Consider the following 18,389-nt stretch of genomic DNA (forward strand, 5'->3'; position numbering starts at 1 on the left):
CAGCATCACCGGAGGGTCTTTGCCACAGAATTATGGGTTTCGGTAGTTCAGGTCGTTTTGGTAAAGCGCGTTAAACTGCTGGTAACGCGTCATCAGCGCACGGTGGCGCGCCGGATCGCTGCGCCAGGTTTTATAGACTTCAGGTTTTTCGCACACGGAAGCCAGCGGCTTACCGGCTGCGAGACAGGCCAGCCGTGCAGCCCCCAGCGCACCGCCGGTTTCGCCGCCCTTATGCGTCACCACCGGCATCGCCAGAATATCGGCCAGCAGCTGGGCCCAGAAGGGGCTCCGCGCCCCGCCGCCGACGAGGGAGCACTGTTCAATCTGCGTGCCGCTCTCCTGCAACACGCGAAGGCCATCGGCAATACCGAAGCTGACGCCTTCCAGCACCGCATACCCCATCAGCGCACGCTGGCTGGAGTGCGTTAGCCCCCAGAACATGCCCCGTGCACAGGGATCGTTATGCGGCGTACGTTCCCCGGAAAGGTACGGCAGGAACATCGGCGCGCTCGCTTTCTCCGCATCGCTTAGCTGGGCGATCTCCTCAAGCAATGCCAGCTCCGTGACGCCCACCAGACGGCAAAACCACTGTAGACAACTGGCGGCGCTTAACATCACGCTCATCTGATGCCACAGGTTTGGCAGCACGTGACAGAACGCGTGCACAGCAGACTGGGGCGCCGGACGGTAGGCATCCGTGACCACAAACAGCACGCCGGAGGTGCCCAGCGAAATAAACGCATCGCCCGGCGAAACGGCCCCAACCCCTATCGCGCTGACGGCGTTATCTCCCCCGCCGCCGGCAACGATAACCGAGGGGTTGAGACCCCACCGCTGCGCTACCGCAGGTTCGAGTAGCGCCGAGACCTCACACCCTTCCACCAGCGCAGGCATGGCGGCACGCGACAGCCCACATTTTTCCAGCAGTGCATCCGACCAGTCTCGTTTTCCCACATCCAGCCACAGCGTCCCTGCCGAGTCCGACATATCAGAGATTTTTTTTCCGGTCATTTTGAAGCGCAGATAATCCTTCGGCAGCAGCACGGTGGCGAGACGGCTGAAGTTCTGCGGCTCATGACGGCGCACCCAGAGCAGCTTTGGTGCCGTAAACCCCGGCATTGCCAGGTTCCCCGCCACCTGGTGCAGCTCGGGCGCCATCTCTTCCAGCTCTGCGCACTCCTGCGCGCAGCGGGTGTCATTCCACAGGATGGCCGGACGCAGGGGTTCACCCGCGGCATCCAGCAGTACCGCACCGTGCATCTGTCCGGAAAGGCCAATGGCTTTTATCGCCTGCCAGTGGTGGCCGCACTTCTCCCGGAGGGTGGCAATCAGGTATTCGGTTGCCTCCCACCAGGCTTCCGGCGATTGTTCAGACCAGTGCGGCTTCGGACGCTGTATCGTCAGCGGCGCGCTATGGGTAGCGACAACGCCGTTGTTTTCGTCAATGACCAGCGCCTTTACTTCTGATGTGCCAAGATCGATGCCCAGATACATACCCACCTCTCACTTAATCAGCGCGTAGACGTCAGCGATTTTTTCACGCAGAAGCGCGGCAAAATCTTCCCGGCCGGTCAGATCGCCAAACAGGGCGGTATCGCTGGCATATCGGGCTATCGGATCGTCCGATTCGAACATCGCATGTACCGCAGAGGCGTTGAGGATACCGTCCTGGTATTCATACGGCAGCTTGCCGTGATGCCACTGCTCCATATAGACGTAGAACAGCGCAGGCAGCATAGCGGTAGCGTCAGGACGTACGCCGCGCTGGTAACATTCACGCAGCGTTGGGGCGATCATCGCCGGGATCTTCGAGAACCCGTCGGCCGCGACGCGCTGGTTGGTGTCCTGAATCCAGGGGTTGGTAAAACGCTTAAGCACCACGTCGCGGTAGGCTGGCAGATCGATGCCATTATCTCCCAGGCAGGGAATGACATCTTCCGTCACGTAGCGGTCGGCAATCTTGTAGATAAATTCTGTCAGCGTGCTTTCATGGATATACTGCTGCCCGACCAGAGTACCCGCCCAGGCGATACAGCTATGGGAGGCATTGAGGATGCGGATCTTCGCCTCTTCATAAGGGATGACGGATCCCACCAGCTCCACGCCCACCGTTTCCAGCGCGGGACGAACGTCGCGGAAATTGTCTTCAACCACCCACTGAATAAAGCGTTCCCCCATAACCGGGGCGTTATCGTCTATGCCCGTTCGGGCCTTAATGCGCGCCGGGAGATCGGCCGCCGGACGCGGTGTGATGCGATCCACCATGGTATTCGGACAGGTCGCATTAGCGCTCAGCCAGTCGATGACCCTCTGTTTGCCGCTGAGGGTTAAGAATTCAATCAACCCGTCGTGGAAGCGCTCGCCGTTATGCCGCACGTTGTCACAGTTAAGCAAGGTTACCGGACCCGCTCCGTTCGCCATACGCGCTTCGAGGATGCGGGCAATTGTCCCGTAGATGGTTTTACAGCCGCCCTTAATATCGCTCGCCAGATCGGCATTGGCCACATCCAGCCTGTGGCTGGTATCCAGATAGTAGCCCCCCTCCGTCACGGTAAACGCGATGACCCGAGTCTGCGGGTTCGCCCCTTCGGCAATCAGCGGCTGCAAATCCGCCTGCCACGGGATCAGCGTCTGAATCGAGGCGATCTCTTCATAGTCTCTCTCGCCTTCCGGGCTGACGGTCTCCAGTACATATCGCCCCTTCTGCGCGGCCAGCGCCTGCACCACATGTTCAGCATCGTTGCGTATGTTGCCCGCAGCGATGTGCCAGCGCGTATCGCCGCCGGCAATCAGGCGGTGCAGATACCACGCCTGATGCGCACGATGAAAAGACCCCAGCCCAATATGTAGCCATGTGTATTTCTCGGTCATTGTTCTGTTCTCCAGTGAGGTTATGGCTGAACTGTAGATGATCATTTGATTAAAATAAGAGCTACAGATCACAAAAGAACAAATGACCATTCAAATAACAAATGACCAATAAAGAGCAAACCGCTTGCCTCAGCGCGGAGCACCCGCCAGAATGACAGACAATTGTTGTGGGTGTTGACCGCCCTCAACCCCACTCTTGAGGCAGGGAAACGTGAGCAAAGAAGATGACATCAGGCTCGATCAAAAAGTGCGGGCGGCATGGATGTATTACATCGCCGGGCTTAATCAAAGCGAAATTGCCAGCCAGCTCGGCACATCAAGACCGGTGGTGCAGCGGCTGATTGCCGCCGCGAAAGAGGAAGGCATTGTCTCGATTGGGCTTCATCACCCTGTCGCTAACTGCCTCGATTATGCGCAACTTCTCGCGGAAAAATATCACCTGACCCACTGCAACATTGTGCCCGTCTACCGCAATGAAAGCGCGCTGGATAGCGTGACGTTTGGCTGTTATCAGCTGATGGCCCGCTACCTGCAAGGTGATAAACCCACGGTTGTCGGAATTGGCTCCGGACTGACGCTAAAAAAAACCATCAAGCGTATCGATTTTGACAGCCACAACACCCGCTGTGTCGCCCTGATCAGCGCCATGAACGAGCACGGGCAATGTAACTATTACGATGATGTGCCGTTGCTGCTGGCGCGTAAAATTCAGGGAAAATATTACCAGTGGCCGGCGCCGCGCTATGCTCAGTCCAGCGAGGAGCATGAGATGTGGTGCTCAAACCGCCTGTTCCGTAACGTCTGCGCCGTGGCGGATGCGGCCGATGTGATTTTTGTCGGCATCGGGGCGCTGGGCAGGCAGAGCCCTATCTTCAAAGACGGGTTTATCGATGAGGCACAGCTGGAAGAGTTGACCCAGCGCGGTGGCGTTGGCGAAATACTCGGACGCTTTATCGATGCCGACGGCAAGGTCATCGACAGCCAGATTAATCGCTTTATTACCAGCTACGATATTCGCCAGAGCCAGTGTCCACGTATTGCGGCCGCCTGCGGCGAGGATAAACGCCCGGCGATCCTTGCCGCCCTCAAAGGCGGCTGGGTAAACGGTCTGGTGACGGATGAACAGACCGCGCGCTGGCTGCTGACGCGTCAGGGCTAGCCCGTGACGCTCTGGCTGCCAATCAGTTCCGGTGGGATCTCAATACGCCTGACCGAGGTATCACCGGAATCGAGAATTTCAAATACCTTCTCCAGCATCGCCGGGACGTCCTGGCGCACCATGTCGATATCATGTCCCAGCAGAGAGACAAATGGGTCCCAGTCAAAACAACCCATCGGCGGCTGATTTTGGCCGGTCTGCCCGTATTGGGCCAGCCAACGTACCACCCCCTCCAGCGAAATGGTCGAATTGACAAACAGCCCCTTTAGCGCCGTCGATGGCGACGGGAAGGTGGCTCTGAGCTGCTCCTCCACGCGCGATGACGAGTACCCGGTGACCAGCAGCTGCTGTTCCGGAACGGTCAGCCCATGGGCCTGATGGGCATCAAGGAACCCGCGCAGGCGCTCTGCGGTGTTGTTATCACTCCGGCGTCCGCCCACGAAGGTCAGCGGAGCCAGCGAACCAAACCGTTTAAAGCTGCTGGCGAGGATCCGCTCTGTCAGCATCTTCGCGCCGCCGTAGTTATCCGAAATGATAGAGGGCGCCAGGGTACCCGGCAGATCAAGATTTAGTGTAGGTACGCCCGCCTGATGACAGAGTTCAGCAATTTTGTCCGGGTGTGTCGCCCCCGTGGCAATGACCCAGTCAACCTGCCAGGAGAGCATGGCACGGGCGGCATCCAGCTCGAGTTCCGGCTGTCGGCGTGTGCAGGTAATAATCGGCAACAGCCCTCTGGCACGCGCCATCTCTTCGAATTTTTCCGCTATAGAGCCGAAATAGCGGTTGTCATATTTCGGCACAATCATGCCGATAACGTTCGATTTCTTGCTGCGCAGCAGGCTTGCCTGACGGTTAACCGCGTAGCCCTGCTCTTGTGCAATGCGGGTTACCTTCTCTGCCAGGCTGGCGCTGATGCGGCGTTTCTTCCAGTTGCCATTCAAAATAGCACTCACCGCGCTGGCAGAAACGCCGGTGAGTTCCGCCAGATCGTAAATGGTCGTTTTCTTCGTTTTCTCAACGCGCGTCACAAAATCGCCTCTTCATTTTGAATGTCTCTTGCTGGAGAAATAAGCAAGTGCTAGATCTGCTTCATCGATTGAGCAGTTTGCTTCACGCGTCAGTCAGAACCCCCGTTCTTCACGCGAAAGCAGACACACCCTAAAAATCATCTCTGCATAAAGGATTATAAAATGAATCACTCTGTCCCCTCCATGAATAGTTCCCTTCAGGGCAAAGTCGCTGCTATCACTGGCGCCGCCTCAGGTATTGGCCTGGAGTGTGCAAAAACGCTGCTCGGCGCTGGCGCTAAGGTGGTGTTAATCGACCGGGAAGGCGAAAAGCTTCAGCGCCTTGTCGCCGAGCTGGGCGAGAACGCGTTTGCCCTGCAAATCGATCTGTTCAAACCCGAGCAAGTCGACGCGATGCTGAGCGACATTGTCGGCCTCGCCGGCGGCCTGGATATTTTTCACGCCAATGCAGGCGCCTACATCGGCGGGCCGGTTGCTGAAGGCGACCCGGACGTCTGGGATCGCGTACTGAACCTGAATATCAACGCCGCCTTCCGCTGCGTTCGCGCCGTACTGCCGCATATGATTGCGCAGAAGTCAGGCGATATTATCTTCACCAGCTCCATTGCGGGCGTGGTGCCGGTTATCTGGGAGCCGATCTACACCGCGTCCAAATTTGCCGTTCAGGCGTTCGTGCATACCACCCGTCGTCAGGTCGCGGAACATGGCGTACGCGTCGGAGCCGTTCTGCCTGGGCCGGTAGTGACGGCTCTGCTCGACGACTGGCCGCAGGCCAAAATGGATGAAGCGCTGGCAAACGGCAGCCTGATGCAGCCGATTGAAGTCGCAGAATCGGTGTTGTTCATGGTGACCCGTTCGAAGAACGTTACCGTCCGGGATCTGGTGATTCTGCCTAACAGCGTCGATCTTTAAGGGCCGCAAGGATGAAGAGTACACCAGAAACCGTTATCGGCGTAGACGTCGGCTCCGGCAGCGTCCGCGCGGGCATTTTCGATCTCAGCGGCAGGCTGCTTTCCCACGCGACGCAGAAAATTGCCACCGTGCACCGCAGCGGAAGCCGCGTGGAGCAGTCCAGCGCCGAGATCTGGCAGGCCGTTTGCCGCTGCATCCGCGAGGCGCTGGCGCACTCCGGGACGACTCCGCAGAGCGTTGCCGGCATCGGGTTTGACGCCACCTGCTCGCTGGTGGTGTTGGACGACGACGGCGAACCGCTGGCGGTCAGCCCTGACGGTGAAGCGGAAAACAATATCATCGTCTGGATGGATCACCGTGCGACAGACCAGGCGGAGCGCATCAACGCCACCCATCATCCGGTGCTGGACTATGTTGGCGGAAAAATATCGCCCGAAATGGAGACGCCCAAGCTGCTGTGGCTGAAAGAAAACCACCGAGAGGTCTACGATCGCGCCTGGCAATTTTTCGATTTGGCCGATTTCCTGACCTGGCGCGCGACCGGCGATGTCACCCGTTCCATCTGTACCGTAACCTGTAAATGGACGTGGCTGGCCCATGAGAATCGCTGGGACCCGGACTATTTCCGCACCGTTGGCCTGGACGAGCTGGCCGGAGAAGATTTTGTCCGCATAGGGCAGCATATTGCCGCCCCCGGCACCCCTTGCGGCGAGGGCTTAACGGAGCAGGCCGCGCGTGAGATGGGCTTGCTGCCAGGCACGCCGGTGGCGGTAGGGTTAATTGATGCCCACGCTGGCGGCATCGGGACGTTGGGCGTTGGCGGCGGCGCGCTGAACAATCTTGCGTATGTCTTTGGCACCTCATCGTGCACCATGACCAGCGCCGAGAGCGCCGTTTTTGTGCCCGGCGTCTGGGGGCCTTATTTTAGCGCGATGGTACCTGGGCTGTGGCTGATTGAGGGCGGACAAAGCGCCGCGGGTGCCGCTATCGATCGGTTATTAAGTTTCCATCCTGCCGCACCGCAAGCGCGCCAGCTGGCACAGGAGTCAGACCTGCCGCTGCCGGTTTACCTGGCGGACCGGCTTTTACAGACCTTCGCCACCGCCTCAGAGGCGGTGAACCTGGCAGCAGGACTGCACGTGGTACCCGAATTTCTGGGTAACCGCGCGCCCTTTGCCGATCCCCATGCGCGGGCCACGATCTGCGGGCTGGGCATGGAGAACGATATCAATAACCTGATGGCACTGTATGTGGCCGGTCTGTGTGGTATCGGTTACGGTTTGCGACAAATCATTGACGCCCAGCGTGAATGCGGCGTACAGACCGAAAATATTGTTATCAGCGGCGGCGCGGGCCAGCACCCTTTCGTCCGCCAGCTGCTGGCAGATACCTGCGGGCTGCCGGTGTTAGCGACCCAATGCAGCGAACCGGTATTACTGGGTTCGGCCATTCTCGGGGCGGTGGCGGGAAATATAGCCCCTTCAGTGACCGATGCCATGAAACAATTTACCCACGTGGATAAATATTTCTATCCGCAAGCGAACTATCAGTCCCTTCATCTGCGTCGATACGAGGCTTATAAGCAGTTACAACAGACTGCGACAGTAATCAGAGAATAAATACACGTCAGTATATTTAGAGAAAAAGACAATAAGAAAACTCACGCCGGAATATTTCCGGTGTGGGCTTACCTGTACGCTACAAACGAGGTCAATATGTCCGAAATAAATAAACAGTGGCTGGGATTGCCGCTGAACCTGCTATGGGGATATCTGGCGATCGCGGTCTTTATGACGGGTGACGGTTTCGAGCTGGCATTCCTGTCGCACTATATTAAATCACTGGGCTTCACGCCTGCTGAAGCCTCTTTCGCCTTCACGCTTTACGGTCTCGCGGCGGCGCTCTCCGCGTGGATTTCCGGCGTGGTGGCTGAAATCATCACCCCGCAAAAAACCATGCTGATTGGCTTCGTCCTGTGGTGCGTTTTCCACGTCCTGTTTCTCGTTTTTGGTCTGGGTCAGGCAAATTACGCATTAATTCTGCTGTTCTATGGGATCCGCGGTCTGGCCTACCCGTTATTTTTGTACGCCTTCATCGTGGTCATTATTCATAATGTGCGTAGCGATAAATCCAGCTCGGCGCTGGGCTGGTACTGGGCGGTTTATTCCGTAGGTATTGGCGTGGCGGGCAGTTATATTCCGAGCTTTACCATTCCGCACATCGGGGAGATGGGCACCCTGTGGCTGGCACTGGCGTTTTGTCTGGCGGGGGGAGTCATCGCCATGGTATCCCTGCGCAGCGTCAAAACCCCAACGCACATGCATAATCTCTCCACCCGGGAAAAATTCGCCGAGCTGGGCCGTGCAGCGACGCTGCTCTACACCAACCGCAGTATTCTGCTCTCCAGCATGGTGCGTATCATCAACACCCTCTCCCTGTTCGGGTTTGCCGTCATCATGCCGATGATGTTTGTTGACGAACTGGGCTTCACCACCTCCGAGTGGCTTCAGGTCTGGGCGGTATTCTTCTTCACCACCATCTTCTCGAACGTCTTCTGGGGCGTGGTGGCGGAAAAAATGGGCTGGATGCGGGTGGTGCGCTGGTTTGGCTGTATCGGGATGGCGCTCTCGAGCCTGGCGTTTTACTACATTCCGCAGCACTTCGGGCATAACTTTGCCATGGCGCTGGTCCCGGCCATCGCGCTGGGGATTTTTGTGGCGGCCTTCGTACCGATGGCGGCGGTGTTCCCGGCGCTGGAGCCGCGGCACAAGGGGGCGGCGATTTCGGTGTATAACCTGTCAGCCGGTCTGTCTAACTTCCTTGCGCCGGCGATTGCCGTGGTGCTGCTGCCCTGGTTCAGCACGCTCGGCGTGGTCATCGCCTATACGGTGCTTTATCTGCTGGCTTTTGTTCTGTGTGCCTTTATCCGCGTCACGCAGCCGGGCTTAGAAAAAGCAAATAGCAGCAAGAGAGGGATGGCGGGTCTGCTGAATACTCCTCATCCTGAAACGCTGAAGGAGTAAGCGAGAGAACTTTCCTGCCGGGTCACGCTTATCCCGGCAGGAAGATGCGTGCGATTAGGCAATCGTCACTTTATTGTCCAGATAGACATCCTGAACCGCATTAATCAGCTTGACGCCGTCGGCCATGGATTTTTTAAACGCCTTGCGGCCCAGGATCAGCCCCATTCCGCCGGCGCGTTTGTTAATCACCGCCGTGCGCACCGCGTCGGTCAGATCGGTTTCACCGCCTGCTGCACCGCCGGAGTTAATCAGCCCGGCGCGGCCCATGTAGCAGTTAGCCAGCTGGTAGCGCACCAGATCGATAGGGTTGTCGCTTGTCAGCTTGCTGTAGACGCGGTCGTCGGTATAGCCAAAGTTCACCGCTTTATACCCGCCGTTATTCTCGGCCATTTTCTGTTTCACGATGTCCGCGCCGATGGTTGCCGCCAGGTGATTTGCCTGACCGGTCAGATCCGCTGATACGTGGTAATCCACGCCGTCTTTCTTAAACGCGTTGTTACGCAGATAGGCCCACAATACGGTCACCATCCCCAGCTCGTGCGCGCGCTCAAACGCGGCAGAGATCTCTTCTATCTGCCGACGCGACTGCTCAGAGCCAAAATAGATAGTCGCCCCGACCGCTACCGCACCCATGTTGAACGCCTGTTCGACGCTGGCGTACAGTGTCTGGTCGTATTCGGTTGGGTAGCTCAGGGTTTCGTTGTGATTCAGCTTGACGAGGAACGGAATGCGGTGAGCATAGCGGCGGGAAACGGAGGCCAGCACGCCATACGTCGATGCCACACAGTTACAGCCCGCTTCAATCGCCAGCTCGACAATGTTTTTCGGGTCAAAGTAGAGCGGGTTAGCAGCAAACGACGCTCCCGCCGAGTGCTCTACGCCCTGGTCAACGGGCAGAATGGAGAGATAGCCGGTCCCGCCCAGACGACCGGTATTGTAAAGCGTCTGCATGTTTCGCAGTACGGCAGGCGGACGGTTGTTGTCGACCATGACGCGGTCTACGTAATCATGGCCAGGCAGATAAAGCTGGTCGGCTGGAATGGTCATACAACGATGCTGTAAAAGGCTGTCGGCGTCTTTGCCAAGCAGTTGCGCAATATCAGTCATAGTGATGCTCCCGTAAGTCCGACATGATGTCGGAGCGTGTGATCCAAGCCCACGTTTTTGCAGGCAGACTAAGCCTGGTACCGACTTAACCTATTTTCCACCATTTGCAACTTTTTTAAGCACAATCTGCTGGCTCGTTTCGTGTACAACATTTTTGTTACACTGATCAAACAATCGCCTTAAAGGTATTTAAAAGGTATTATCACATGGTATGTTACATGCGTACCTCTGACATGCAGGATTAAAAAATGAAAACGAAAGTCCAACTGTCATTCATGATGTTCGTTGAATGGTTTATCTGGGGCGCATGGTTTGTGCCGCTGTGGCTGTGGCTGAGTAAGAGCGGGTTTACCGCCGGGGAAATTGGCTGGTCGTACGCCTGTACCGCGATTGCCGCGATCCTCTCTCCCATCCTTGTCGGCTCGCTGACGGACCGTTTCTTCGCCGCCCAGAAAGTGCTGGCCGTGCTGATGTTCGCTGGCGCGATTCTGATGTATTTCGCAGCACAGCAAACCCAGTTCAGCACCTTCTTCCCGCTGCTGCTGGCCTACTCCCTGACCTATATGCCGACCATCGCGCTGACCAACAGCATCGCCTTTGCGAACGTCGATGACGTGGAGGCTGATTTCCCGCGCATCCGCGTGATGGGCACCATCGGCTGGATTGCCTCCGGCCTGGCGTGCGGCTTCCTGCCGCAGATGATGGGCTATAGCGACATCTCTGACACCAATATCCCGCTGCTGATGACCGCTGCCAGCTCCCTTCTGCTTGGCGTCTTCGCGTTGTTCCTGCCGAATACCCCGCCGAAGAGTACCGGCAAGCTGGATTTCAAAGTGATGCTGGGGCTGGATGCGCTGATCCTGCTGCGCGATAAAAACTTCCTGGTGTTCTTCTTCTGCTCGTTCCTGTTCGCCATGCCGCTGGCCTTCTACTATATCTTTGCCAACGGCTATCTCACCGAAGTGGGGATGAAAAACGCCACCGGCTGGATGACCCTCGGCCAGTTCTCTGAAATCTTCTTCATGCTCGCTCTGCCATTCTTTACCAAACGCTTTGGTATTAAGAAGGTCTTGCTGCTGGGCCTGATCACCGCCGCCATTCGCTACGGTTTCTTTGTTTACGGCGGCGCCGAGCAATACTTCACCTACGCCCTGCTGTTCCTCGGCATTCTGCTGCACGGCGTAAGCTATGACTTCTATTACGTCACCGCGTACATCTACGTGGATAAAAAAGCGCCCGTGCACATGCGCAACGCGGCGCAGGGCTTGATCACGCTGTGCTGTCAGGGCTTTGGTAGCCTGCTGGGTTACCGTCTCGGCGGCGTGATGATGGAAAAAATGTTCGCATATAAAGAGCCGGTGAATGGGCTGACCTTCAACTGGGCCGGAATGTGGACGTTTGGTGCAATCATGATTGTGGTGATTGCCGTGCTGTTTATGCTGTTTTTCCGCGAATCGGATAAAGAGATCACCGCAATTGAGGTGGTTGATGGCGATACCGCGCTGACACGAGGGGAAGTTAAATGAAACAAGACCGTATTCTCGGTGCTCTTTACGGGCAGGCGTTAGGGGATGCGATGGGGATGCCGTCGGAGCTGTGGCCGCGCAAGCGGGTGAAAGCGCACTTCGGCTGGATCGACCGTTTCTTACCCGGCCCGGCTGAGAATAATGCCGCCTGTTACTTTAAGCAGGCCGAATTTACGGATGATACGTCGATGGCGCTGTGCCTGGCCGACGCGATTATCGAATGCGACGGGGAAATTAACCCTGACGTTATCGGTAAGCATATTCTGGACTGGGCGCTGGATTTTGACGCGTTCAATAAGAATGTGCTCGGCCCGACCTCCAAAATTGCCCTGAACGCCATCCGTGACGGCAAGCCGGTGAGCCAGTTGGAAAACAACGGCGTCACCAACGGGGCGGCGATGCGCGCCTCCCCGCTGGGATGCCTCCTGCCAGCCACGCGTCTGGCGCACTTTGTGGAACAGGTTGCGTTAGCCTCCAGCCCGACCCATAAATCGGATCTCGCCATCGCCGGTGCGGTGGTGATCGCCTGGGCGGTTTCACGCGCTATCGACGGCGAGCGCTGGCATAACATCGCCGATGCCCTGCCGGGTATTGCCCGTGCGGCGCAGGAGGCGAACACGACCACCTTCAGCGCATCGCTTTCCGCTCGTATTGAGCTGGCCCTGAAAACCGTGCGCGAAGCCAACGGTACCGAGTCCGCCAGCGAGCAGATCTATCAGCTTATTGGCGCGGGCACGAGCACCCTTGAGTCCGTTCCGGCGGCGATTGCGATGGTCGAACTCGCGGGTACCGATCCGAACCGCTGCGCGGTGTTATGCGCCAACCTGGGCGGTGATACTGACACTATCGGCGCGATGGCAACGGCCATCTGCGGCGCGCTGCACGGTGTACAGGCCATTGATCCGGTACTCAAAAACGAACTTGATGCCGTAAACCGGCTCGATTTCGGCCACTACTGCGAAAAACTGCTGCACTTCCGGGAGCAAAGGGAGGGCGTATGAGTGCTTTTGCCCGCCGTCTCGAAACCCTTCACGCCACGCGCCCCGTAACGGTACTCGGCGCGGCGGTCATCGACGTGATTGCCGACGCCTACGCCCTGCCCTGGCGCGGGTGTGATATCGAGCTGAAGCAACAGGGAGTGAATATTGGCGGCTGCGCGCTGAATATCGCCATCGCCCTGAAGCGGCTCGGCATTGCTGCGCAAAACGCCCTTCCCGTCGGCCACGGCGTGTGGGCCGATATTATCCGTAACGCCATGGCGAAGCAGGATCTGCACAGCGCCGTGGAAGCGGAAACGGGCGATAACGGCTGGTGCCTGGCGCTGGTGGAGCCTGACGGTGAACGGACCTTTATGTCGTTTAGCGGCGTGGAGAACCAGTGGCAGCAGCGCTGGCTGGACGGGTTAAGCGTGTCGGCAGGGAGCCTGATCTCTTTGTCCGGCTACCAGCTGGCGTCCCCCAGCGGTGAGCTGCTGACGGCCTGGCTGGAAAGTCTTCAGGATGCGACGCTCTTTATCGATTTCGGTCCGCGCATCGCGGATATTCCCGACCCGCTGATGGCGCGGATCATGGCCTGCAAACCAATCGTCTCGCTCAATCGTCAGGAGGCGCAACTTGCCGCCGAATGGCTTGGCGTAAACGTGGAAGAGCTCGGCACACGGTGGCAGCAGAGGTTTGGCGCTGCGCTGATCGTACGCCATGATAAAGACGGGGCGGTCTGGTACGACGGTGACGCTTCCGGACACGTTCCGGCGTTTCCTGCTACCGTGGTCGATACCATCGGCGCGGGTGACAGCCATGCGGGAGGTACCCTTGCCGGGCTGGCCGCGGGATGGTCACTGCCAGAGGCGGTGCAGCTTGGCAATGCCGTAGCCGCCTGGGTAGTCAGCCATCGCGGTGGCGACTGCGCCCCCACGCGCGAGGCCCTACTCCTCGCACACAAAGACGTATAGGTCGCTGCGGCAGTAGCTGATGCTGTACTCAATTGGCCGGTGCTGTTGATCGAGCGCGACTTGCTTGATCACCAGCACCGGTATCTTATCGTCCATCTTGATATGTGCCTGAAACTCGCTGTCCGGCATCCGGGCGCTGACGCGGGAACGGGTGCGCTGCGGAAAGATATTCTGGCTGCGGAAGTAATCGTAAAGCGAGACGCCGATGTCGTCCGGATTGGGGATTAATCCTACCGGTACCCAGGACTCCTCTATTGATACCGCATCGTCATCCACGTAGCGGATGCGCTTAAGCAGAAATACATCGCTGTCCGGCGCAAGGGAAAGGTGGCGGGCGATCTCTTCCGGGCACTTCACGACGCGTTTATTAACCCACAGCGTGTTGGGCGTTTTGCCCCGCAGCACCACCTGCTGAGAAAACCCGCGCGCCTCTTTTAGCGAATATTCAAAGATATTGTTGATTTGCGTACCGTATCCACGCGCGCGGGTGACGACGCCGGCCTCTTCCAGCGCCTGCATCGCTTTACGCACCGTAATGCGCGACACACCGGCCAGCTGGCTCAGATCGCGCTCGCCCGGCAAAATATTACCGTGCGCGAGCACGCCGCTGCGTACCGCGTTTTTAACCGTTTCGGCAAATTTCAGGTACAACGGCGTGTTGTCCGGTGCGGCAATTCGTTCCTTGAGTTGAGCAATTAACCGGGTATGCGCTTGTTCCATCTCTGTTTTTCTCTGGCATAAGGTTTTATGCCAGTATACGGCTTACCACCATGCATGAAAATGGTGAACCGGCCCAATACCGTGACCCACTTCCAGAGAATCGGCTTTTGCCAGCGCGCACGAGAGCCAGATCTTCGCCTCCTGCACCGTATCCGCCCAGTTCGCGTTTCGGGGACGCAGCGCCGCCAGCGCCGCCGAGAGCGTACATCCCGTGCCGTGGGTGTTTTTGGTCTGTACCCGCGGGGCGGTGAAACGTTGCGCGCCATCGCGGGTGAAGAGCCAGTCCGGGCTTTCTGCATCATCAAGATGACCGCCTTTCATCAGCACCGCGCTGCATCCCATCGCCAGCAGCGCATTGCCCTGCTCTTTCATCTCACGTTCGTTTTGCGCGTGTGACGCATCCAGCAGCGCGGCGGCTTCAGGGAGGTTTGGCGTGATCAGCGCCACCTGCGGCAGCAGCTTTTTACGCAGGGTGTCGACGGCAGAGGCGGAGAGCAACGGATCGCCGCTTTTGGCCAGCATCACGGTATCGAGCACCACGTTTTTTATCTGATAACGTTTGAGACGTTCAGCGACCGCTTCAACAATGTCCGCCTCTGCAAGCATGCCGATTTTGGTGGTGTCGATGCGTACATCGCTGAATACCGAATCCAGCTGTGCGGCGACAAAATCCGGCTCAATACGATATACCGACTGTACACCACGCGTGTTTTGCGCCACCAGCGCGGTGATAACCGAGCATCCGTAAGCGCCGAGCGCAGAGAAGGTTTTCAGGTCTGCCTGGATCCCCGCTCCGCCGCTGGGATCGGTTCCCGCAATAGTCAAGGCATTAATGCGTGTCATACCAGCTCCTCCAGCGCGTAAAGCGCATCCAGAAACGCCGGGGCAAAGCTGCCGGGGCCCCGGCTGTGAGTCAGTGCAGCTGACCCTGCGCGCTTCATAAAGCCGCAGGCTGCCGTCGCATTATCAAGCCTGTCGCCAGGCAGCGAACAGCAGGCGGCGACGACCGCCGAAAGCGCACAGCCTGTTCCCACCACGCGGGTCATCAGCGTGTCGCCGCCCGCGACCGTACGGGTTCGCTGACCATCAGTGATGTGATCCACTTCTCCTGTGACGACCACAACGGCGTGGGTCTGGCGGGCGAGCGTCTGCGCAGCGGTCAACGCGCTCGCCGCCGTATCGGTGGAATCAACCCCGCGCCCGCCCGCACTCATTCCGGCAAGGGCGAGGATTTCGGAGGCGTTTCCACGAATGGCCGCAGGTTTAAGGGACAATATTTGCTGGCAAAATCGGGTGCGGTACGCCAGCGCGCCAACCGCAACCGGATCCAGAACCCAGGGCGTACCCGCGGCTACCGCGCTCTCAATGGCCCGACGCATCGACTGGGCGCGCGGCGCGGTGAGTGTACCCACGTTGATGAGCAGAGCATCGGCAAGCGCGGCAAACTGTTCCGCTTCCTCGGCTTCGATCACCATTGCCGGGGAAGCACCCAGCGCGAGCAAAACGTTGGCGGTGAAGGTCTGCACGACATCGTTGGTCATACAGTGCGTGAGCGGGGAACGGGTTCGGAATTGATGTAAAACGTGTGAGTCTAGCAGGTCAGGCTGCATGGTTTCGCTCCTGCCGTGCGTGAAGAAGCGATGACCGGGTAGGCATCTGACTTCCCTACGCTGGCATTATCCAGATCAGGTAATACGGGTATTTCTCAGCCTTCACAAAGAAGGGCACCCCGAGTCAAATTACTTATAAAACAGTTGTTTACGAAATGGGCATTCGTAGTCATGTAGTGTAACCGGGGGGTAACCCGGGTGCAAGGGGTTTAGGGCTGTCCGTTAACCCCCTGTAACGAACAATAAACGACAAGATATTAACTACCCTCAATATGTATACATTATTGTTCAGTTAATTATCCCACCTTATTTGTTAAGAACTCATGAAAAATATTATTCACTCACTATGCTGAGAAATTTTATTTTTATCCATAATGACGCACAGGGAGTGCTTTTATAAGACAGCCCACCTTCTTTCGTATGAAATAAACCCGCATATTAATGTAAACATTTCTTTTGCAGAATTTTATTTCTGTCAAACACTTAATTTAACCCTCTCATTTACCACATCATTTTCACCTTAATGTTTACATTAATAACAACCGCAAAATGACTTTAACGCCGTCGGAACTATTCATAATATTTATGACTTAGATCAACATCATTGGTTTGCGTTTAATTGATAGTTTGCTCGCGTCACTAAATAAGATTTAGACAACGTTCAACCGTTTTAAATCCCGAAAAATTAATCTGTTCAGCTTCAGTATTTTCAACAGTTAATGATGTGAGCTTTTCAAATGAAATCTATGAATAAAACCTTTATTGCTATTTTTGTAATGGGCGTTGTCTTAGTGGGTACAACGAGCCTGGCTGAAGCCGCGAATACGGTTTGGGACGATCGGCAAATTACTAATATTGTAAATGACCATCAGGATCAGATTGCACAAAACAACGCTGATAGCATTAACCGTGATATCGCAATGGATAACCGCTTAACGCAGGTTTATGACGACCTTCAGTCCACAAAACCAGGCGTGTTAGTCGTGGATAAAATGGCTAACGACGCACATCAGAAAGCGTTGCTTGCCGGCGCGCTTGCCGATACCGCCAGTCTGAAAAGTGAGACGGCCCTACAGGGTGTAGCGACTAACGGCACAGCCATTATCAACCTTCAACACGTCGATAATATTCAGGATAGCCGCCTTACTGCTCTCGAAAATGCACCTAAACCCATCAACGGTACAGATGGAGCGAAAGGTGATAAAGGGTGATACTGGCGCACAAGGCATTGCGGGAAGAAATGGGCGCGACGGTGTAGACGGTCATAACGGTAAAGATGGTGTGACAACCACCGTAACACAACGATAGCTGGATACGGCTACCCAGGCGAAGGTCGCTAAAAATAGCCTGGCTGTTACCGCCGCCACGCAGGATCTGCAAGCCACCAGGCAGACATTACTGGCAATGAATACCAACACCAGCCAGCAATTTAAATCTCTGCGTGATGAAGTGGACAATAATAAGAAGCAGGCCAATGCCGGTATTTCAGGGGCGATGGCGGGTTTGCCACAAGTGCAAACCAATCAACGCGTCATGTTCTCTGCTGGCGGCGCGACTTACAACAGCGAGAGCGCGCTTGCTGTCGGTGCATCCGTTAACTTTAATTCCCATGTCATCGCGAAAGTGAGCTTCTCAGATGATACCGCGAATAATATGGGCGCTTCGGTTGGGATTGGAATGGGCTTTTAAAGCGTAAAACAATCATCGGGACAAATATAAAGCCTCATTTTAGCGGATGAGCATTTCGTTGATACAAAAAGATGTCTAAATATATTTTTATTTCGGTAGCCCTGTATCTGATGCTGATTTCGGTCGGGATCTGGATCGGCGTGATGTATGTCTCCTGGTATTTGTGTCGTTTTTAAGGCGGTAAAATGAAAAAAGTAATGATGTTCGTTATAGGTACTGCGGTGCTTGCAGGTTGTGTCTCGCCTGCGCACGCCATAAACGCCCATTATCGCGCTCAATTAGAGCGTTCGGGATGCACGCAAATTAGCGCTGGCGATGGCTCTTGCGATATCAGCAAAACCAAAGCGGAAAATGCGTCACAACACGAACCAACGACATCCGTTCACGATCCCCTGCGTGAAGCCTCGTTCTCGTCGGATACGGTTAACGCCACGCTTTCTCACGGCTTCTTTAGCGCCACCGTAAACGGCAAAAAAGCCAGCGTTAAACGTCTGAATGCGAATTTCTATGAGATCCGTGGTAATGGTTTTGTGATATCGCTAAGCCTGGATGAAAACGGTATTACGGACGCGTCGTGGAATAAAACGAAGGGACGTGAACACGGTATTTTACGCGTTAGCCAGAAATAAACAGCGTAAGGAGGCTCACTGCCTCCTTTTCACCTGACAATCGCACGATTTGTCACACTCTTTTGTCTGATTTTACAATGCGGATAAATCATACGTAAGCTACTGTTTTTATTTAGCATAAAGTGCAATCTCCCCCATACAAACGGCGTTCTTCCCTGCCCTGT

The 18,389-nt window shown here is 56.3% G+C and carries 17 protein-coding genes and 1 riboswitch; of the genes, 10 read left to right on the forward strand and 7 right to left on the reverse strand.

Annotation, left to right across the window (positions count from 1 at the left end; translation table 11 throughout):
• Window positions 1–30: 30 nt before the first annotated feature.
• On the reverse strand, window positions 31–1,494 hold the full coding sequence (gene xylB, locus LOC22_RS02790; RefSeq protein WP_015572354.1) for a xylulokinase: 1,464 nt from the start codon (window positions 1,492–1,494) through the stop codon (window positions 31–33).
• A gap of 9 nt (window positions 1,495–1,503) precedes the next feature.
• Window positions 1,504–2,871, reverse strand: coding sequence for a D-arabinitol 4-dehydrogenase (gene dalD, locus LOC22_RS02795; protein WP_032104897.1), 1,368 nt, complete (start codon window positions 2,869–2,871; stop codon window positions 1,504–1,506).
• 211 nt (window positions 2,872–3,082) lie between these two features.
• Between dalD and LOC22_RS02800 the strand changes: the two genes are divergently transcribed.
• Window positions 3,083–4,030, forward strand: coding sequence for a sugar-binding transcriptional regulator (locus tag LOC22_RS02800; RefSeq protein WP_017383561.1), 948 nt, complete (start codon window positions 3,083–3,085; stop codon window positions 4,028–4,030).
• Here LOC22_RS02800 and LOC22_RS02805 read toward each other — a convergent pair.
• Window positions 4,027–5,058: a substrate-binding domain-containing protein gene (locus tag LOC22_RS02805; RefSeq protein WP_032654226.1), complete on the reverse strand. Its 1,032-nt coding sequence runs from the start codon at window positions 5,056–5,058 to the stop codon at window positions 4,027–4,029. The genes LOC22_RS02800 and LOC22_RS02805 overlap by 4 nt on opposite strands.
• A gap of 162 nt (window positions 5,059–5,220) precedes the next feature.
• Between LOC22_RS02805 and LOC22_RS02810 the strand changes: the two genes are divergently transcribed.
• The 3 genes from LOC22_RS02810 to LOC22_RS02820 all read left to right on the forward strand — a co-directional run bounded on the left by LOC22_RS02810 (window position 5,221) and on the right by LOC22_RS02820 (window position 8,993).
• A complete protein-coding gene (locus LOC22_RS02810; protein ID WP_017693070.1) occupies window positions 5,221–5,970 on the forward strand; it encodes an SDR family oxidoreductase in 750 nt (249 codons plus the stop codon).
• A gap of 11 nt (window positions 5,971–5,981) precedes the next feature.
• The gene (locus LOC22_RS02815; RefSeq protein WP_149121279.1) at window positions 5,982–7,589 is read left to right on the forward strand and encodes an FGGY-family carbohydrate kinase; all 1,608 of its coding nucleotides are present in this window, start codon (window positions 5,982–5,984) and stop codon (window positions 7,587–7,589) included.
• 96 nt (window positions 7,590–7,685) lie between these two features.
• Window positions 7,686–8,993 (forward strand): RbtT/DalT/CsbX family MFS transporter, encoded by a 1,308-nt coding sequence (locus LOC22_RS02820; RefSeq protein ID WP_023304097.1) that lies wholly within the window; start codon window positions 7,686–7,688, stop codon window positions 8,991–8,993.
• Window positions 8,994–9,047: 54 nt separating this feature from the next.
• Here the strand turns inward: LOC22_RS02820 and fbaB are convergent, their stop codons facing one another.
• Window positions 9,048–10,100 carry a class I fructose-bisphosphate aldolase gene (gene fbaB / locus LOC22_RS02825; protein WP_015572352.1) on the reverse strand — a complete coding sequence of 351 codons (1,053 nt, stop codon included), beginning with the start codon at window positions 10,098–10,100 and terminating at the stop codon, window positions 9,048–9,050.
• A gap of 248 nt (window positions 10,101–10,348) precedes the next feature.
• On the opposite strand from fbaB, the gene LOC22_RS02830 reads away from it, so the two are divergent.
• Genes LOC22_RS02830 through LOC22_RS02840 form a run of 3 tightly spaced genes read left to right on the forward strand, consistent with a single transcriptional unit; the run spans window position 10,349 to window position 13,577 of the window.
• Window positions 10,349–11,626: a nucleoside permease gene (locus tag LOC22_RS02830; RefSeq protein ID WP_003859236.1), complete on the forward strand. Its 1,278-nt coding sequence runs from the start codon at window positions 10,349–10,351 to the stop codon at window positions 11,624–11,626.
• Window positions 11,623–12,627: an ADP-ribosylglycohydrolase family protein gene (locus tag LOC22_RS02835; protein ID WP_230239338.1), complete on the forward strand. Its 1,005-nt coding sequence runs from the start codon at window positions 11,623–11,625 to the stop codon at window positions 12,625–12,627. The genes LOC22_RS02830 and LOC22_RS02835 overlap by 4 nt, the downstream gene beginning before the upstream one ends.
• Window positions 12,624–13,577, forward strand: coding sequence for a PfkB family carbohydrate kinase (locus LOC22_RS02840; protein WP_230239339.1), 954 nt, complete (start codon window positions 12,624–12,626; stop codon window positions 13,575–13,577). Before LOC22_RS02835 ends, LOC22_RS02840 begins: the two co-directional genes overlap by 4 nt.
• Here the strand turns inward: LOC22_RS02840 and LOC22_RS02845 are convergent.
• Genes LOC22_RS02845 through thiM form a run of 3 tightly spaced genes read right to left on the reverse strand, consistent with a single transcriptional unit; the run spans window position 13,551 to window position 15,907 of the window.
• The gene (locus LOC22_RS02845) at window positions 13,551–14,297 is read right to left on the reverse strand and encodes a GntR family transcriptional regulator (RefSeq protein ID WP_003859242.1); all 747 of its coding nucleotides are present in this window, start codon (window positions 14,295–14,297) and stop codon (window positions 13,551–13,553) included. The genes LOC22_RS02840 and LOC22_RS02845 overlap by 27 nt on opposite strands.
• 42 nt (window positions 14,298–14,339) lie before the next feature.
• Complete coding sequence (gene thiD / locus LOC22_RS02850) at window positions 14,340–15,140, reverse strand: bifunctional hydroxymethylpyrimidine kinase/phosphomethylpyrimidine kinase (RefSeq protein ID WP_017383356.1); 801 nt, start codon at window positions 15,138–15,140, stop codon at window positions 14,340–14,342.
• Window positions 15,137–15,907 (reverse strand): hydroxyethylthiazole kinase, encoded by a 771-nt coding sequence (thiM, locus tag LOC22_RS02855; protein WP_032654237.1) that lies wholly within the window; start codon window positions 15,905–15,907, stop codon window positions 15,137–15,139. The genes thiD and thiM overlap by 4 nt, the downstream gene beginning before the upstream one ends.
• Before the next feature lie 35 nt (window positions 15,908–15,942).
• Window positions 15,943–16,039: riboswitch (TPP riboswitch) on the reverse strand.
• Between the two features lie 614 nt (window positions 16,040–16,653).
• Between thiM and LOC22_RS02860 the strand changes: the two genes are divergently transcribed.
• From LOC22_RS02860 to LOC22_RS02870, 3 genes are all read left to right on the forward strand, one after another.
• The gene (locus LOC22_RS02860; protein WP_230239340.1) at window positions 16,654–17,118 is read left to right on the forward strand and encodes a hypothetical protein; all 465 of its coding nucleotides are present in this window, start codon (window positions 16,654–16,656) and stop codon (window positions 17,116–17,118) included.
• Window positions 17,119–17,311: 193 nt separating this feature from the next.
• A complete protein-coding gene (locus LOC22_RS02865) occupies window positions 17,312–17,596 on the forward strand; it encodes a YadA C-terminal domain-containing protein (RefSeq protein WP_017693061.1) in 285 nt (94 codons plus the stop codon).
• A 185-nt stretch (window positions 17,597–17,781) separates the two neighbouring features.
• A complete protein-coding gene (locus LOC22_RS02870) occupies window positions 17,782–18,225 on the forward strand; it encodes a hypothetical protein (protein ID WP_047719268.1) in 444 nt (147 codons plus the stop codon).
• Window positions 18,226–18,389 lie beyond the last annotated feature (164 nt).

Origin of the sequence: Enterobacter sp. AN-K1, assembly GCF_020971765.1 — a bacterium.
GTDB classification, from domain to species: Bacteria; Pseudomonadota; Gammaproteobacteria; order Enterobacterales; family Enterobacteriaceae; genus Enterobacter; species Enterobacter hormaechei_C.

Excerpts from the sequence above, each read along its gene's own strand:
- thiD (WP_017383356.1), bottom strand. The coding sequence starts at position 15,140 with ATGACACGCATTAATGCCTTGACTATTGCGGGAACCGATCCCAGCGGC.
- LOC22_RS02840 (WP_230239339.1), top strand. The coding sequence starts at position 12,624 with ATGAGTGCTTTTGCCCGCCGTCTCGAAACCCTTCACGCCACGCGCCCC.
- xylB (WP_015572354.1), bottom strand. The coding sequence starts at position 1,494 with ATGTATCTGGGCATCGATCTTGGCACATCAGAAGTAAAGGCGCTGGTC.
- LOC22_RS02820 (WP_023304097.1), top strand. The coding sequence starts at position 7,686 with ATGTCCGAAATAAATAAACAGTGGCTGGGATTGCCGCTGAACCTGCTA.
- LOC22_RS02835 (WP_230239338.1), top strand. The coding sequence starts at position 11,623 with ATGAAACAAGACCGTATTCTCGGTGCTCTTTACGGGCAGGCGTTAGGG.
- LOC22_RS02870 (WP_047719268.1), top strand. The coding sequence starts at position 17,782 with ATGAAAAAAGTAATGATGTTCGTTATAGGTACTGCGGTGCTTGCAGGT.
- LOC22_RS02810 (WP_017693070.1), top strand. The coding sequence starts at position 5,221 with ATGAATCACTCTGTCCCCTCCATGAATAGTTCCCTTCAGGGCAAAGTC.
- LOC22_RS02830 (WP_003859236.1), top strand. The coding sequence starts at position 10,349 with ATGAAAACGAAAGTCCAACTGTCATTCATGATGTTCGTTGAATGGTTT.
- LOC22_RS02815 (WP_149121279.1), top strand. The coding sequence starts at position 5,982 with ATGAAGAGTACACCAGAAACCGTTATCGGCGTAGACGTCGGCTCCGGC.
- fbaB (WP_015572352.1), bottom strand. The coding sequence starts at position 10,100 with ATGACTGATATTGCGCAACTGCTTGGCAAAGACGCCGACAGCCTTTTA.
- LOC22_RS02845 (WP_003859242.1), bottom strand. The coding sequence starts at position 14,297 with ATGGAACAAGCGCATACCCGGTTAATTGCTCAACTCAAGGAACGAATT.
- LOC22_RS02865 (WP_017693061.1), top strand. The coding sequence starts at position 17,312 with ATGAATACCAACACCAGCCAGCAATTTAAATCTCTGCGTGATGAAGTG.
- thiM (WP_032654237.1), bottom strand. The coding sequence starts at position 15,907 with ATGCAGCCTGACCTGCTAGACTCACACGTTTTACATCAATTCCGAACC.
- dalD (WP_032104897.1), bottom strand. The coding sequence starts at position 2,871 with ATGACCGAGAAATACACATGGCTACATATTGGGCTGGGGTCTTTTCAT.
- LOC22_RS02860 (WP_230239340.1), top strand. The coding sequence starts at position 16,654 with ATGAATAAAACCTTTATTGCTATTTTTGTAATGGGCGTTGTCTTAGTG.